Annotated in this window: 14 protein-coding genes; 7 read left to right on the top strand and 7 right to left on the bottom strand. The window is 63.8% G+C overall.

All coding sequences use genetic code 11. The features are described from left to right. The first annotated feature begins 113 nt into the window (after positions 1–113). Entirely contained in the window at positions 114–275 is a 162-nt protein-coding gene (locus DWB23_RS22840; protein WP_162989736.1) for a hypothetical protein, read from the top strand. A 132-nt stretch (positions 276–407) separates the two neighbouring features. On the opposite strand, the gene DWB23_RS03840 is transcribed toward DWB23_RS22840, so the two are convergent. The 3 genes from DWB23_RS03840 to DWB23_RS03835 all read right to left on the bottom strand — a co-directional run bounded on the left by DWB23_RS03840 (position 408) and on the right by DWB23_RS03835 (position 3,585). Beyond that, on the bottom strand, positions 408–1,388 hold the full coding sequence (locus DWB23_RS03840) for a YeiH family protein (RefSeq protein WP_121741465.1): 981 nt from the start codon (positions 1,386–1,388) through the stop codon (positions 408–410). A 4-nt stretch (positions 1,389–1,392) separates the two neighbouring features. Further along, complete coding sequence (locus tag DWB23_RS22835) at positions 1,393–1,533, bottom strand: hypothetical protein (RefSeq protein WP_162989735.1); 141 nt, start codon at positions 1,531–1,533, stop codon at positions 1,393–1,395. A gap of 366 nt (positions 1,534–1,899) precedes the next feature. Then, positions 1,900–3,585, bottom strand: coding sequence for an NADH-quinone oxidoreductase subunit D (locus DWB23_RS03835; RefSeq protein ID WP_121741464.1), 1,686 nt, complete (start codon positions 3,583–3,585; stop codon positions 1,900–1,902). 389 nt (positions 3,586–3,974) lie between these two features. Between DWB23_RS03835 and DWB23_RS03825 the strand changes: the two genes are divergently transcribed. The 3 genes from DWB23_RS03825 (at position 3,975) to DWB23_RS03815 (ending at position 5,849) form a co-directional block, all read left to right on the top strand. Beyond that, positions 3,975–4,865, top strand: a complete 891-nt coding sequence (locus tag DWB23_RS03825; protein ID WP_121741462.1) for an acyltransferase — start codon at positions 3,975–3,977, stop codon at positions 4,863–4,865. Positions 4,866–5,026: 161 nt separating this feature from the next. Beyond that, positions 5,027–5,356 (top strand): DUF7577 domain-containing protein, encoded by a 330-nt coding sequence (locus tag DWB23_RS03820; protein WP_121741461.1) that lies wholly within the window; start codon positions 5,027–5,029, stop codon positions 5,354–5,356. Positions 5,357–5,528: 172 nt separating this feature from the next. Further along, positions 5,529–5,849, top strand: a complete 321-nt coding sequence (locus tag DWB23_RS03815) for a HalOD1 output domain-containing protein (RefSeq protein ID WP_121741460.1) — start codon at positions 5,529–5,531, stop codon at positions 5,847–5,849. A 71-nt stretch (positions 5,850–5,920) separates the two neighbouring features. Here the strand turns inward: DWB23_RS03815 and DWB23_RS03810 are convergent, their stop codons facing one another. Next, the gene (locus DWB23_RS03810) at positions 5,921–6,670 is read right to left on the bottom strand and encodes a TraB/GumN family protein (protein ID WP_121741459.1); all 750 of its coding nucleotides are present in this window, start codon (positions 6,668–6,670) and stop codon (positions 5,921–5,923) included. 285 nt (positions 6,671–6,955) lie between these two features. Here DWB23_RS03810 and DWB23_RS03805 point away from each other — a divergent pair, with 285 nt between their 5' ends. After that, the gene (locus tag DWB23_RS03805; RefSeq protein ID WP_121741458.1) at positions 6,956–7,201 is read left to right on the top strand and encodes a PRC-barrel domain containing protein; all 246 of its coding nucleotides are present in this window, start codon (positions 6,956–6,958) and stop codon (positions 7,199–7,201) included. A gap of 7 nt (positions 7,202–7,208) precedes the next feature. Here DWB23_RS03805 and DWB23_RS03800 read toward each other — a convergent pair whose 3' ends face one another. Both DWB23_RS03800 and prf1 read right to left on the bottom strand, forming a co-directional pair. Then, entirely contained in the window at positions 7,209–8,012 is an 804-nt protein-coding gene (locus tag DWB23_RS03800) for a helix-turn-helix transcriptional regulator (RefSeq protein WP_121741457.1), read from the bottom strand. A gap of 117 nt (positions 8,013–8,129) precedes the next feature. Beyond that, entirely contained in the window at positions 8,130–9,389 is a 1,260-nt protein-coding gene (gene prf1 / locus DWB23_RS03795; protein WP_121741456.1) for a peptide chain release factor aRF-1, read from the bottom strand. 270 nt (positions 9,390–9,659) lie between these two features. On the opposite strand from prf1, the gene minD reads away from it, so the two are divergent. Beyond that, a complete protein-coding gene (gene minD, locus DWB23_RS03790; protein WP_121741455.1) occupies positions 9,660–10,583 on the top strand; it encodes a cell division ATPase MinD in 924 nt (307 codons plus the stop codon). Between the two features lie 293 nt (positions 10,584–10,876). Beyond that, the gene (locus DWB23_RS03785) at positions 10,877–11,401 is read left to right on the top strand and encodes a hypothetical protein (protein ID WP_121741454.1); all 525 of its coding nucleotides are present in this window, start codon (positions 10,877–10,879) and stop codon (positions 11,399–11,401) included. Between the two features lie 122 nt (positions 11,402–11,523). On the opposite strand, the gene argS is transcribed toward DWB23_RS03785, so the two are convergent. Beyond that, positions 11,524–13,311 carry an arginine--tRNA ligase gene (argS, locus tag DWB23_RS03780; protein WP_121741453.1) on the bottom strand — a complete coding sequence of 596 codons (1,788 nt, stop codon included), beginning with the start codon at positions 13,309–13,311 and terminating at the stop codon, positions 11,524–11,526. Positions 13,312–13,343 lie beyond the last annotated feature (32 nt).

Genomic DNA, 13,343 nt, shown 5'->3' with positions numbered 1-13,343 from the left:
CGTCTCCACTGGGCGGAGGTGTCTGTCGGCGGAACGGTTCCGTCCAGTGTCGGCTCGAGGCGGCGCAAACGAGGGCATCTCGCCCGGCGACCTCGGCGACGTCGAGACGTTTCGTGAGTGAGTCGTCGAACGGTACCCGGAACGGCCACGGATTCGTCGGCGTCGACGCCGACGAGTTCCCGTACGACGCCGAAACGCACGTCCGCTATCACCGTGATCTCGCCGACGAAACCGACGCTCGCCACCCGAATCTGCCGCAGCTGTTCATCGACTGATTCGACTCGAGGACGGCCGAGATAGCCGACGAGTACGCGATAGAGCGGGAGAAAGGGGCGAATCGGCACTGAAGCGCGGATTCAGCGCACTGGTTGGTTGCTGCCGTGTCCGGACGCGAGCCGAAAACCCCCTCAAAACAGCAGCGTCAGCACCAGGAGCGAGAGCGTGCTGACGACGAGCAGCGAGATCAGAACGGCGACTGCTGGCATCATTCCGGTGGTTCGGAGCTCGGCGAGCCGAATTTCCGTGCCGAGGCCGACGAACGCGAGCACGAACAGCCAGTCGTAGATCGTCTCGATCGTCGCCTGCTGCGTCGACGAAAACACGTCCGCACTCGCGAGGAGCATGAATGCGAGGAATCCGAGCACGAACGTCGGGAAATCGTTCCAGAGGGCCCGAACGGAGGAGCTGTTCCCGCTCCCCGTTCGTGCGTAGTAACTCGCGTACCCGAGGACGACGACGCCGATCAGCACGTTTCGCGAGAGCTTCGTCATCGTCGCCCACTGGCCGGCGACCTCCGAGTGGGCGAATCCGACCGCGACGACCGGTCCGGTCGAGAACATGCTGACGCCGGCCCAGATTCCGAAGACGACCCCCGATAGCCCGAGCGCGTCGCCGACGATCGGATAGACCACGATGGTGACCGCATCGAACAACAGGACCGTCGCCGCCGCGTAGGCGATCTGATCCTCTCGAGCCTCCACCGCCCCGGCGACCGCGACGACCGCCGACACCCCACAGATGCCCGCACCGGCCGCGAGCAACGATCCGAGCCGATCGGCGAGTCCGAAGACGGTCCGGGAGAGCGTTTCGACGATGGCGATCGTTATCCCGGCCACGAGAACGACGATGAGCAGGACGGTCACGCCGACCTCGAGGACGGTATCCAGCGTCAACGACGCGCCCATGAGGACGATGCCGGCACCGAGCCAGAGCTTGTGGGTTGCGATACCCGGCTCGAACCGCTCCGGGACGTCGACGCCGTTCGCCAGGAGAAATCCGATCGCGATGGCGACGAGCAGGTGATTGAGCGGGGCGATCTGCGCGATGACCTGGGCGAGCAGCGCACCGAGACAGAGGACCGCGAGCCCCGGAAGACGATGGGAAACCATGTCGCTACCGAGGAGCCGGGAGCGCGAACGCGTCTGTCAGTGCGACGGTCGCCGCCCCGACACCGCCGCTTCGCCGGTCGCGCCCGAGGGCCGTCCACCGGACGCGGACGACACCGCTGTCCGCCGTCCATCGATCAATCGGCATTCGTTCGGTGTCTTCGGTCCGGCGAACTTAACGCTTGTCGACCTCGTCGAAGGTTTCGGCAAGCTACCTGCCACAGCGAGAGCCGCGCCGTTTACGCCGGGGAGGATGTCATGCGGCTATCCTCGGTAAACATCGGCCGCTTCGCCCGTCCGCGACGGGATCGCAACACCTCGAGAGGATCGCTTCGAACCCCTCGCGTCCCGCCGCCGGCAGGCCGGAGACCTACCCGGACCGACGTTGGACCGCCGGTATGGAAGGCGAGCCCGAGCGCGACCACGACGCCGAGGATCGAGTACGTCGAAGAACGACGAGACCGAGTGAACGCGGGATTCGGCGCTCGTCGAGTGAGGAATACGCGAACGCGGGTCACCGATCGACGCTACCGAGCACGAGATCGAGGCTCCCGAGCGAGGCGATCAGATCGGCGACGTACTCGCCTTCGGCCATCTCCGGGAGCGCGGAGAGGTTGTGGAAACACGGGCTGCGGATCTTGAACCGGGCCGGCGAGTTCGAGCCGTCGGCGCGGATGTAGACGCCGAGTTCTCCCTTCGCGGACTCGACGGTGCGGTAGGTCTCGGTGCCAGCGTCCGGTTTCAGTGTCCGCGGCACGTTGCTCTGGACGGTTCGGTCGTCCTCGGGCCACTCCTCGAGCAAGTCGAGACACTGCTCGACGATCTTGGCCGACTCCTCGACCTCGCGCATCCGGACGAGCACCCGCGCGTGGTTGTCACAGCTCTCTTCGGTGACGACGTCCCACTCGAGGTGCTCGTAGTAGCCGTAGGGGTCGTCGTGTCGGATATCGTACTCGATTCCGGAGCCGCGCGCGACGGGGCCGGTGCAGCCGTACTCCTTGGCGACTTCGGGCTCGAGAACGCCCGTATCCACCGTCCGAATCTGGAAGATTTCGTTGCCGGTGAGCAGCGAGTGGTACTCGTCGACCTTCGCCGGCAGTTCGTCGAGGAAGTCCCGCGTCTTCTCGAAGAACTCCGCGCGCGGTTCGGGCAGATCCCAGGCGACGCCGCCGAGCCGGAAGTAGTAGAACATCATCCGCTGACCGGTGAGGTCCTCGAGAATATCCTGGACGACCTCCCGGTCGCGGAAGGCGTACTGAAAGATGGCGGTGAAGTCGCCGTAGACGTCGAGCGCGAACGTGCCCACCGCGAGGAAGTGGCCGAGCATCCGGCCGAGTTCGGTCGACATCGTGCGCAGGACCTGGGCGTACTCGGGGACCTCGATGTCGGCGAGGTCCTCGATGGCGCGGGCGACCGCCCACTCGTTGGGGAGGTTCGCCGTGTAGTCCCACCGGTTCGAGTAGGGGATGATCTGGTGGCGATACGTGCCGTTCTGGCACATCTGTTCCTCACACCGGTGGAGGTAGCCGACGTCGGGATCGACGTCGACGACCGACTCGCCGTCGAGCGTCGTCTTGAGGTGGAGCACCCCGTGGGTCGCGGGATGGTGCGGACCGATGTTCAACAGCATCGTATCGCTTTCGGAGTCGCGGTGGTCGGGCTGGATCGGGTTGGCGTGTTCGGCGAATTTGACGACCTGCGGTTTGTCCTGGTCGTAGTCCAGCGCGAGCGGGTGACCCTGCCACGTCTCGGGGAGCAAAATTCGTCGCGGGTCGGGGTGGCCCTCGTAATCGATGCCGACGAGATCGAACGCCTCGCGCTCGTGCCACTCCGCCGTCCGAAACACGGGTTCCGCGGTCTGGCAGACGGGGTCGTCCGGTTGAAGCTGGACGACCAGCGTCACTTCGTGGGTCCGCCGATCGTACTTCGTCAGGTGAAGGATCGACTCGTACCGATCCTCGTACTCCTGCGGCGTGAGACACGAGAGGTGGTCGAATCCGGCCTCATCGCGCAGGAGTGCAAGCACCTCCTGAACGTCGTCCGGCCGAATCAGGAACGCCGGCGCGTTCTCGTGGTCGTCCCGGCCCAGCGCGTAGTCGGAGAGCAGCGCCTCGAGTCGCTCCTCGTCGACGCCGTCTGCTCGGAGGTGATCGTACTCGGGATCGATACCCGCCGGCTCGTGGTGTTGGGGCTCGCTCATCGGTGCTCCGTTCGCGCCGCGGCTAAAACGGCGCGTCCGTCGTGAACGTACACCGGAGGCGAAAATGAGGGTTTTCCCGGCTCGCGGAGACTCTCATCGGCGACGGAACGACGCAACGGATTTTCGAGGCTCGGGCGGCGTGCTCGAGCGAGGCGCGATCCCGGCAGCCGCGACGGTTCTCGAGAGAGTCCAGAGCCGTTATCGGGGTTTTGAACGGAGTGCCGGCCGATATGGACGATATCCGGACGATCGCGACGGCTCGAGTCCAGACGTAGCGCATGGCTGTACGGGACGGCCAGAGCCTCCCCGTATTGCGGTTTCCGCGTGTGGTCCGGCAAACCGATCGTACAACCGAACCCCTATCAACTCCGCGGATAATACGTCGAAGTATGACAAAGCGGTTCGTCTCGCTCCCTGATGAGGCAGAGGCGGGAATGCGCGAGTTCATCGACGACGTCGATCAGCGATTGGCGAGCGACGAGGACACCTGTTCAGTCGTCGAGGACGTCCTGATCGACCTTTCGGGCGATCGCGAGGCTTACGAGCGCTGGCGGGCCGGCGAGTCGATGACTCCGGCCGAACGCGTCCGCTTACAGAGTTACGATCCCTGTAACACCACCCTCGAGAGCGAGTACTACGCCGAAAAGGACGAGCAGCTGTTCCGCCGGTCGAAACACCTCCAGTGGCTCTGGCGACAGTTCGATAGCCTGCCGATCGCGGACAACGTCGAGTTCGCCCTGCGATTTCGGCGGATGCTCGCCGATCACCTCTTCGAGGACTGTGGCGACAACTGCCGGTTTTTCAAGGGGATCTCGTTCACCTACGGTCACAATATCACGATCGGCGACAACGCCGTCGTCCACGACGACGTCCATTTAGACGACCGCGGGAAACTGACCATCGGCGACCGCGTCTCCGTCTCGGACGGCGTCCACGTCTACAGCCACGATCACGACGTTGTCGACCAGACCGAGGTTCGTAACTATCACACGATCGTCGAGGACGACGTGCGCCTCACCTACGACGCGATGGTCCGTGCCGGCTGCAAGGTCGGCGAGAACGCCATCGTCGGCGCGCGCGCCATCGTCCAGCACGACGTTCCCGCTCACCACATCGCGATCGGCATGCCGGCCAAGAGCGTCAAAATCAAACCCGGATGGGAGGACGCCGCCACGCCGATCGACGAAGCCGGCGTCAACCGTCAGGAGGAGCGACGCCTCGAGTACGATCTTCCTGACAACTTCGAGGTCTTCGACGAGTTCGGTCGCGACCTCTCGTAGCCATCGAACGCCACGATACGCCGGATCGAACGACGCCCGTTCGGTGGATGTGTGATATGTTTCGACGAGCCGGAGAGCGTACTCCGCATTCAGTTCTGGTTGACTCTCCGCGAGCCATAACTCAGGGAATATCCAAGTGTCTTGAGAACCAATGACACGATATGGAGCTCTGGGGCTGGCTCGTCGGGTACGTGGTGTTGTTCGCCCTGTTACATCTGCTACTGTACTACGTCTACGTCCGGGACAGTGACAGCGATAGCGGAAGCCCGCCGTCGTTCGCCGACCCCAATCGCGCGAGTTCGCACAGTTCGCCGGGTCCCGACCGCTATCCGAGGTCGGCCGACGATTTCGACGACCCCGAGGAACGCGAGGACGACCGCGAACTCGAGTTCGACGGGGAGACGATTCAGTGCCCACACTGCGGGGTGCGAAACGAGGCTGATCAGACGTTTACGTACTGCTGGAACTGTGTCCTGTCGCTTCGTCAGTGACTCCCGGATCGCGGTCGCTACCGCCACTATCAATCTTGTACCGATAATTCACACTTTCCGGACGTTCTTGGAATAGTGTCGGAAACGGGCCCCGACTCGACAGTTTCGCCCAGTAATGAACGATTACGCTTTTATCCTTCAAACACAGAGAGGGGAGAGACGACGAATAGTCATGTACGGACAACGCCCCTATCCTCCCGCTTCGCAGTTTCGCCCCCCGTCGGTGTACCGCGCGACACACGACCCGAACGGTCCGGCGACGCTCAGCACGACCGTGATCCACGCGCTGGCCGACTGTCTGGGTGTCGACGTTACCGACGGTCGTCTCTCGCTGTACGATACCGTCGACCCCGACGCACTCGACACCCTCTTTCGACCGCGCTACGACGGACGGTCCCGAACCGGCGGCTCGCTCTCGTTCGTCGTCCACGACCACCGCGTAACGGTCAGTAGCACCGGTGAAATCCTGATCGAACCGCCCGCTCGGCGGTAACACACTCGTTTCTCGTCGGTTCGTTCCGCTTGCGCTCACGGCGCGATTCCACGCGCGAGCGGTCCCAGCAGTTACGAGGAAAGCGACTCCGCGAGCGTCTCGAGGTGGTCGACGCCGACGACGGCGACCACGTCACCGTCGGTGGTCGACCGAAGCTCCTCGAGCCGGTCGGCCATACAGCGTTCGCGGGTCTCGTCGCGGTAGGCGAGCGCGCTGTCGTCGGTTCGGACGCTGGCGAGCAGCGCCTGGACGCCGGCGACGTGGGAGCGCTCGTGGGCGGCCTGTTCCGCCGGCGGATCGGCGTGATCACACTCGTATTCGATCGGTTCGTCGCAGGTGACGGTCATCGACGTCGCGTGGGTCAGCGTCGCGGCGACGCGACAGGTCAGGGCCTCCCGCGTCGCCCCGCCGAGGCTCGAGATAACGCGCCGAGCCGTCGTCGTCGAGACGCGGTCGGCGATCAGGCGGGTGACGAGTTGGTGGAGAAACGACCAGTTCGGGGCGTCGATGCCGACGACTGAAGCGTCCGGCGCGGCGCGAATCGCCGCACTCATCTCGCCGCCGAACCGCGGTGGGGCGTCGGATTCGCCGTCGCGAGCGTAGGCGCGGTACAGGGGGAGGGCTGCCGTCGGTAACTCCAGGGCGAGCGTTTCGGGTTCGACCGACTCGAGGACGCGTTCGACGCGGGCGACGCTCGCGGGGTGGTCGTGGACCACGCCGAGAAGCAGACAATCGCCTGCCGACCCGGTCACCCGACGACAGAACTGCGCGGTGATCCGCGGGTCGTCGAACGATGCGGCAAAGGACGGGGATTCGGCCATTGATCGAGTGGTAATACGTGACTACCGGCATAACCCTTCTGTTGTGTGTGGCTACCTTCCGGGCGAGCGAGCGGGGTCGCGGAGTAGGGACAGCGTACTCGACGGCCCTCGGTCGCTCGGGGCGTAATGGTCCTGTGATCGACGGAACGGTTTTACCGCTTTATTAGTCGCGTATCCGTGCCACCACTACCTCTGTCCGTTCGCCGTCGTTCCAAGCCGCTCTGGCAGATCAATCGTGGTGACCGACCGATCGGTACGCGGTTCGAACGGATCGTTTCACAACCAATGACTGAGGATGCGATCACCAAAGACGACGAAGGAAAGCGGGTCCTGAACGCCGACGGTACCGCAGTCGGCCGGATCATCGAAGTTCGCGACGGCTACGGCTACGTCGAACTCGATCCGAGTACGACGGAGACAATAAAGGCGAAACTCGGCTGGGCCACGAAGAGCGAAGAGGCACACCCGCTCGATGAAGGCAGTATCGAGGAGATCACCGACGAGGAAGTTCGTCTTCGGGGAACGCTCTAACCGACGGTCAATCGTCAACCGGCGGCGACAGGGGCTGTGCGTCGGCCCGAAACCCGCGGTACACCCCGGTAGCCCACTCGAGTGCGGCGGCCGTCTCGTTCGTGATGACGCCGCGGACCTCCCCCGTCTCGTTCAGAACGAACACGATGACCCGCGACTCGGATCCCGTCTCGATGATCATGAGTTCGTAGGGTGCCGAGTCGGTGACGTATATGTCGAACCCGCCATCGACCATCACGTCACGAACCTGTCCCGGGTGCGTCTCGGACAGGAACGTCGCGAGTTCCTCGGTGAAGACGGCCTCGATGTCGAGAGTACCGTCGACGGTTCGGTTGTAGAGTTGGACACGGGTCATGGGGGTTCGTTCGGCGGTAATAACGGCGCGTATCCGATCCGCCACGGCGATGCTCTCGACGAGCTGCTGGAGCGGTTCGTACGGGGCGTGCGGTGATGGTTCCGAAACGTCTGCCCCCTCGAGTAACGCGGTCGACATCGGCGCGTCGCTCGGAACGTACTCGAGCACCCTGCTGCTCTCGTCGATCGCTGCCACGGTTTCGACGCGTCGACGACAGCTCGAAAGAACCACTCTCCCGAGAAGCGTCAGCTGACACCGCCCGTCCGAACCACCCCTGCGTCGGACGAGTTCCAGTTGCTCGAGTTCGCGCATTCCCCGGTCGATCGTCGATCGTGAGCACTCGAGCGCCTCGACGAGATCCCGCTTGTGTCGCGGGCCGCCGTCGAGACACTCGAGGATCGCCCGCCGCTGGATGCTCGTTCGAAGGACGTCGCGGGATGGACACGACGAACACATCGGTCAGGTCAGCCACCGATACGGTCGCCGCCGGTAAAACGACCTCGGTAGAGAGGATCAACGGAGAAGCGGGTGGGGCAACGAAACATCGGATGCCGCCGGAACGCCGGTGTCGATCTAGACGCCGGTACTGTAGCGCAGGATACCCGCGAAGCCGCCGAAGGCGTTGTAGAGCTGTTCGCCCTTCTCGAAGTCGGTCGAGATGAATTTCGTTTCCGAGCCCCGCTGTTCGGCGATCTCGATGAGGTGGTCGATCGCGTCCTCGCGGTCCTCCTCGGTTGCCTCGACTTCGGAGCCGCAGTCAGTACACGTGTGGACGGGCGTGGCCTTTCGCCGGTCGACGACTTCGCGCTCGGTACTGCCACACTCGCCGCAGTCGTAGGTGATGACGTCCTTGCGAAGGTCTTCGCTGATCAGGAGTCGGTCGACCGCCCCCATCATGAGGTTCCGCCTGGTCTGCTCGAAGCCGTAGGTCGCGAGGTCGCCCGCGTTGAGTTCCTCGAAGAACTCCTCCATCTGCTTTTTGTCCTTCATCACCTCGGCGTCGGCCAGCGCCTCTTCGGCGTTGTCGACGAGGTCCTTCAGGCCGGACTCGTCGGTGTAGGCGACGTCGAACTTTCCGATGACGTTGTCCTGTATCTCGTGGTGGAGGTAGTCGCCGTCGAGGAACTCGTCTTTGGTGGGCGAGGGACCGCCGACGAGGATCCCGTCGAGTTCGTGGCGTTTCGCGACGAACAGGTCGTTGGCCATCCCGGCGACCTCCTGATAGAAGTTGTCGATCGCCTCGAGCCGCAGCCGGGCGAACCGCTGGGCGGACTGGCCACCCTTTCGTTGCTTCCCGGGGACGAGCGACGACGCGGACTTGACCGGCTCGATGCGTTTCCCTTTCAACCAGCCGACGTTCGCTTCGCGCCGATCGAGGACGATCAGGCCGTAGAGGCCCTTGTCCGCGAGCATGTGCTCGAGCGGCTCGGTGAGGAAATCCGAGTCGCAGTGATAGCGGAAGGACTCGACGGGTTGGGGCGGACTCTCGAGCACTCGGGTTACCATCTCGGTCCGCCCGCCGCTGGAGTCGACCGCACCGGAGAACAACACGAGTCCGTTCTCCGGCGGATAAGTGTCGTAGTATCGGAGTCGGTCCTTGATACTCGTCAGTGCGTCCTGAACGGCCGTCCGGGTCTGTTTGGACTTGATGTTGGCCGCTTCACTGTGTTCTTGGGTAACGTGTTGAACGACGTCACTGATCTGACGGTCGTCCGGAACGTAGATCGTTACGAGCTGCGTCCCGGAGCCGTCGAAATCCTTGAGATCCTCGATTACCTTCCGGAACTCGTATTTTTTCCGGTCGGATTGCTCCTGCCCGCCCTCCTGGCTCATTGTCCGTACAAAGCGGTGCTGTGGGTAAGAATCCTTTGACACACTTGCCAACGTGTCAACGACTGTCGGAGACGCAGTATAGGAACGACTGAACCGATTTACACACCCATCGCACAGCTATCGTGCGATCAGGTGTGCAGTGACTGTCAGTGGCTACTCTAGCACGCGATTCCGATCCGTCTCGCAGACGTGTCGGTTTCACATCACGTAGCGTGCACCGAGGTGACGATTTAAGACCCTGCCGTTCCACAGTCCGGACAGTACTCCAGTATGTCTCACGAGACGGTCTATGCTATCGCGAGTGGGAAAGGCGGCGTGGGAAAGACGACGACGACGGTAAACCTCGGCACGGCCCTCGCACAGGCCGGCCAGCGCGTCGCCATCGTCGACGCCGACCTCGGAATGGCGAACCTCGCCGGATTCGTCAGCCTGACTCCCGACTCGACGACGCTGCACGACGTGCTGTCCGGTGACGCATCGGTCAACGATGCTACCTATCGAATCGCAGATAACATCGTCGCGGTCCCGAGTGGCACCAGCCTCGACGAGTACGCGGACACCGCTCCGGAAGGGCTCCGCGAGGTCGTTTCCGACCTCCGGGACCGCTTCGACTACGTCTTTCTCGACGTCGGGGCCGGCGTCAGTCACGAAACCGTACTGCCCCTGGGGCTGGCCGACGCCGTCGTCCTCGTTTCGACGCCCGAACCCGCGGCCGTCCACGACTCGAAGAAGACCCTCGAGTTGACCGAGCGCGCTGGCGGCGAAATCGCGGGACTCCTCGTCACCCGCACGCGGCCGGACAGCGACATCTCCTACGACGAGATCGCGACACGCCTCGAGACGTCCCTGCTGGGAACGATCCCCGAGGACTTTGCGGCTCGAGAAAGCGTCTACGCCGGAACGCCGCTGGTCGTCTACGAACCCGACGGCCCCGCGGCCGCCGCCTACCGGCAACTCGCGGCGGACCTATCCGGGATCGACGTGTCCGACGTGGCGGGCCAAACCGACGCCGACGGTGAGGCGTCCGAACCGCCGGCGGACGATGCCGGCGACTCCCACCGCGACCACGATTCCACCGTCGATCACTCCGACGAGACCGACGACGCCGGTGACGGCGACGAGGAGGCCGACGAACGAGAGGCAGCGCACGACGACGTCTCGAATGCGATCACGGAAGCCGAGTCGGATCTCTGATTCGTCGCTCCGGATGAGTGTCACCGTGGTAATCGGTTCCTGAACCGGCATCGAGCGGGTAACGACCGCCGAAACTCTCGAACTCGATTCCGTGGTGCAGCGGGATGACGCGGATAGTAGCGTCTTTCACAACCGCCGTAATGAACACCATTTCGACCGCGAGATACTCGCTCGAGGCCGAACGGCGCGGGGTAGCGCCGATCGCGGCTGACGGCCGAGTAGCGCCTCACAGTCTCCGGCTGGGGACAGTAACGAACTGATTACTAATCACCTCCGTTATCGATGGCCCGAATATGGAGCGACGAAAAGTACTCCTCGGCAGTGGCGCTGCGCTCGCAACCGCACTGGCTGGTTGTTCCGATAGCGAAACAAGCAACGACGATCCCGACGACGATTCCCCCGGATCGGACGACGGGGGCAACGATAACGGAGATAACGGCGACAACGGCGATAACGGCGAAAAAGATATCGACGATGTCCCCGGGTTCGACGGCACGAAACTCGACCTCGATAGCGACGTGATCTCGGTGAAGAAAATCGAGCACAAAGACGACATGGTCCACGTCGTCGCGACGACCGAGGTCACCGATCTCGATGTGCTGTACGGCGAGCTCGAGACGATCGTCGACAATCACGAGAAGGCCGCGGTCGATTACGAGACGTTCGTTTCCAAGATCAAAACCATCGAGTGGACGATCAAGCACAAAGGCGAGCAGATAGCACTGTTCTCCGTTAACGTGCAGTGGATCGTCGACTACTACAAGAACAACATCTCGCGAGACGAGTTCGTCGACAAGGTCAAGAAAACGGCCGAGTAACGCCAACAGTCGTGCGAACGATCGAGCGGTAGTCGGTCCACCGGCGACTGATTTTTCGAGACAGCAAACTGGGTAGTTATACGTGGGTCGTCGCCGCGTCTCCTGTGAGAACGGGTCCCCGTCTACATCGAACGCGGCGGTTCGACGCCGAGGACCGACAGCGCGTTCGCGACCGTGTGTTTCGATGCGGCCACGAGCGCGAGTCGGGCCTCGCGAACGTCGGGATCGACGCCGTCGGCCAACACCGGACACTCGCGGTAGAAGCCGTTGAACCGGTCGGCGAACTCGCGGGTGTAGGTCGCGATCTGGTGGGGCTCGAGATCGTCCGCGGCCTCGTCGACCACCGCCGGGAACCGGGCGATCGTCTCGAGGAGGTCGCGTTCCGCGTCCGTCTCGAGCAGGTCGGTGCGGAGCGAGTCGAGCTCGACGTCCTGATCCGCGAGGTCGGCGTCGGGATCGAGTCCGGCTTCTTCCAGAATGCCACAACAGCGCGCGTGGACGTACTGGACGTACGGCGCGGACTGGGCCTCGAAGTCCAGCGCCTGATCCCACTCGAAGGTGATCGCCTTCGTCGGCTGCTTGGAGACGATATCGTACCGGACCGCGCCGATCCCGACCTGGTGGGCGATGCGCTCGATATCGCCTTCGTCCAGATCGTCGTCCCGGATGCGGTCGTCGAGTCGGTCCTCGACCTCTTGGCGCGCGCGCGAAATCGCCTCGTCGAGCAGATCGTCCAAGTCGACGCCGGTGCCGCGACGGGTCGACATCTTCCCCTCGGGCAGGTTGACGTAGGAGTACAGCACCTGCTGGAGGACGTCGGTATCGTTACCGAGCAACTCGAGCGTCGTCCGAACCTGCTTGGCCTGGAGTTTGTGATCCTCGCCGAGCACCGTCACCGCGCGGTCGTACTCGTCGAACTTCCACTCGTGGTGGGCCAGATCGCGGGTGGCGTACAGCGAGGTGCCGTCCGAGCGCAGGAAGACGAGGTTCTTGTCGATGCCGTACTCGTCCAGTTCGAGTTGCCAGGCGTCCTCGTCGTAGATCGCCTCGTCGAGTTCCTCGAGCCGAGCCACGAGGTCGTCGGTGTCGCCGTTGCGCATGAACCGCGTCTCCTTGACGAACTCGTCGAACTCCGCGGGGAGTCGCGCGAGGCAGCCTTTCATACCCGAGAGCACCTGATCGACGACCTCGCTGACCCGTTCGTAGGTCCCTTCGTCGCCCGCCTCGAGCCCCTGCATGATCGACTCGATCTCGGCTTCGGCCTCCTCGCGGTCGGCCTCCGAGGCGTTCTCGAGGAAGGCGTTCCCCTTCCGGTAGTAGCGGACGAGGTCGTACTCGATGCGGTCGCGTTCGGGGTCGTCCTCCAGGTCGTCCTCGTCGAAGGTCTCGTAGGCCCACGTGAAGACGGCCATCTGCCGGCCGGCGTCGTTGACGTAGTAGTGGCGGTCGACGTCGTAGCCGGCGAGATCCAGCAGGTTCGCGACGGCGTCGCCGATGATCGGATTCCGCGCCCGGCCGACGTGAACCGGCCCCGTCGGGTTCGCGCTCGTGTGCTCGACGACGACGGACTCCCCGCGGTCCTCGAGCGCGCCGTAGCTGTCGTCGGTCGCGGACGCCAGCGTCTCGGCGAAGTAGGCGTCGCTCGGCAGGAAGTTGAGGTACGGACCCTGCGTACGGATCTCCGAAACGTAGGTCAGTTCGTCGGCGTCGAGTTCGTCGGCGAGTCTGCCGGCGACCTGCGGCGGCGACGCGCCCGCCTCGCCGGCCAGCCGGAAGGCCGCACTCGAGGCGAGGACGCTCGCGACGTCTTCCGGCGGTTCTTCGATCCCCAGATCGTCCGTCGGGAAGTCGAGTTCGGCGAGGGCCCCTTCGAGGGCGGCCTCGACCTCTGCGCGTAGAGAGAGGAACATACCCGCCCGTATTCAGGGCTCGAGTAAAGGAA

This window comes from Natronorubrum halophilum, assembly GCF_003670115.1.
Lineage (GTDB): Archaea > Halobacteriota > Halobacteria > Halobacteriales > Natrialbaceae > Natronorubrum > Natronorubrum halophilum.
The sequence above is the reverse complement of the archived record's forward strand: the minus strand, read 5'-3'. Positions and strand labels throughout refer to the sequence as shown.

Excerpts from the sequence above, each read along its gene's own strand:
- DWB23_RS03840 (WP_121741465.1), bottom strand. The coding sequence starts at position 1,388 with ATGGTTTCCCATCGTCTTCCGGGGCTCGCGGTCCTCTGTCTCGGTGCG.
- DWB23_RS22835 (WP_162989735.1), bottom strand. The coding sequence starts at position 1,533 with ATGCCGATTGATCGATGGACGGCGGACAGCGGTGTCGTCCGCGTCCGG.
- DWB23_RS03835 (WP_121741464.1), bottom strand. The coding sequence starts at position 3,585 with ATGAGCGAGCCCCAACACCACGAGCCGGCGGGTATCGATCCCGAGTAC.
- DWB23_RS03825 (WP_121741462.1), top strand. The coding sequence starts at position 3,975 with ATGACAAAGCGGTTCGTCTCGCTCCCTGATGAGGCAGAGGCGGGAATG.
- DWB23_RS03820 (WP_121741461.1), top strand. The coding sequence starts at position 5,027 with ATGGAGCTCTGGGGCTGGCTCGTCGGGTACGTGGTGTTGTTCGCCCTG.
- DWB23_RS03815 (WP_121741460.1), top strand. The coding sequence starts at position 5,529 with ATGTACGGACAACGCCCCTATCCTCCCGCTTCGCAGTTTCGCCCCCCG.
- DWB23_RS03810 (WP_121741459.1), bottom strand. The coding sequence starts at position 6,670 with ATGGCCGAATCCCCGTCCTTTGCCGCATCGTTCGACGACCCGCGGATC.
- DWB23_RS03805 (WP_121741458.1), top strand. The coding sequence starts at position 6,956 with ATGACTGAGGATGCGATCACCAAAGACGACGAAGGAAAGCGGGTCCTG.
- DWB23_RS03800 (WP_121741457.1), bottom strand. The coding sequence starts at position 8,012 with ATGTGTTCGTCGTGTCCATCCCGCGACGTCCTTCGAACGAGCATCCAG.
- prf1 (WP_121741456.1), bottom strand. The coding sequence starts at position 9,389 with ATGAGCCAGGAGGGCGGGCAGGAGCAATCCGACCGGAAAAAATACGAG.
- minD (WP_121741455.1), top strand. The coding sequence starts at position 9,660 with ATGTCTCACGAGACGGTCTATGCTATCGCGAGTGGGAAAGGCGGCGTG.
- DWB23_RS03785 (WP_121741454.1), top strand. The coding sequence starts at position 10,877 with ATGGAGCGACGAAAAGTACTCCTCGGCAGTGGCGCTGCGCTCGCAACC.
- argS (WP_121741453.1), bottom strand. The coding sequence starts at position 13,311 with ATGTTCCTCTCTCTACGCGCAGAGGTCGAGGCCGCCCTCGAAGGGGCC.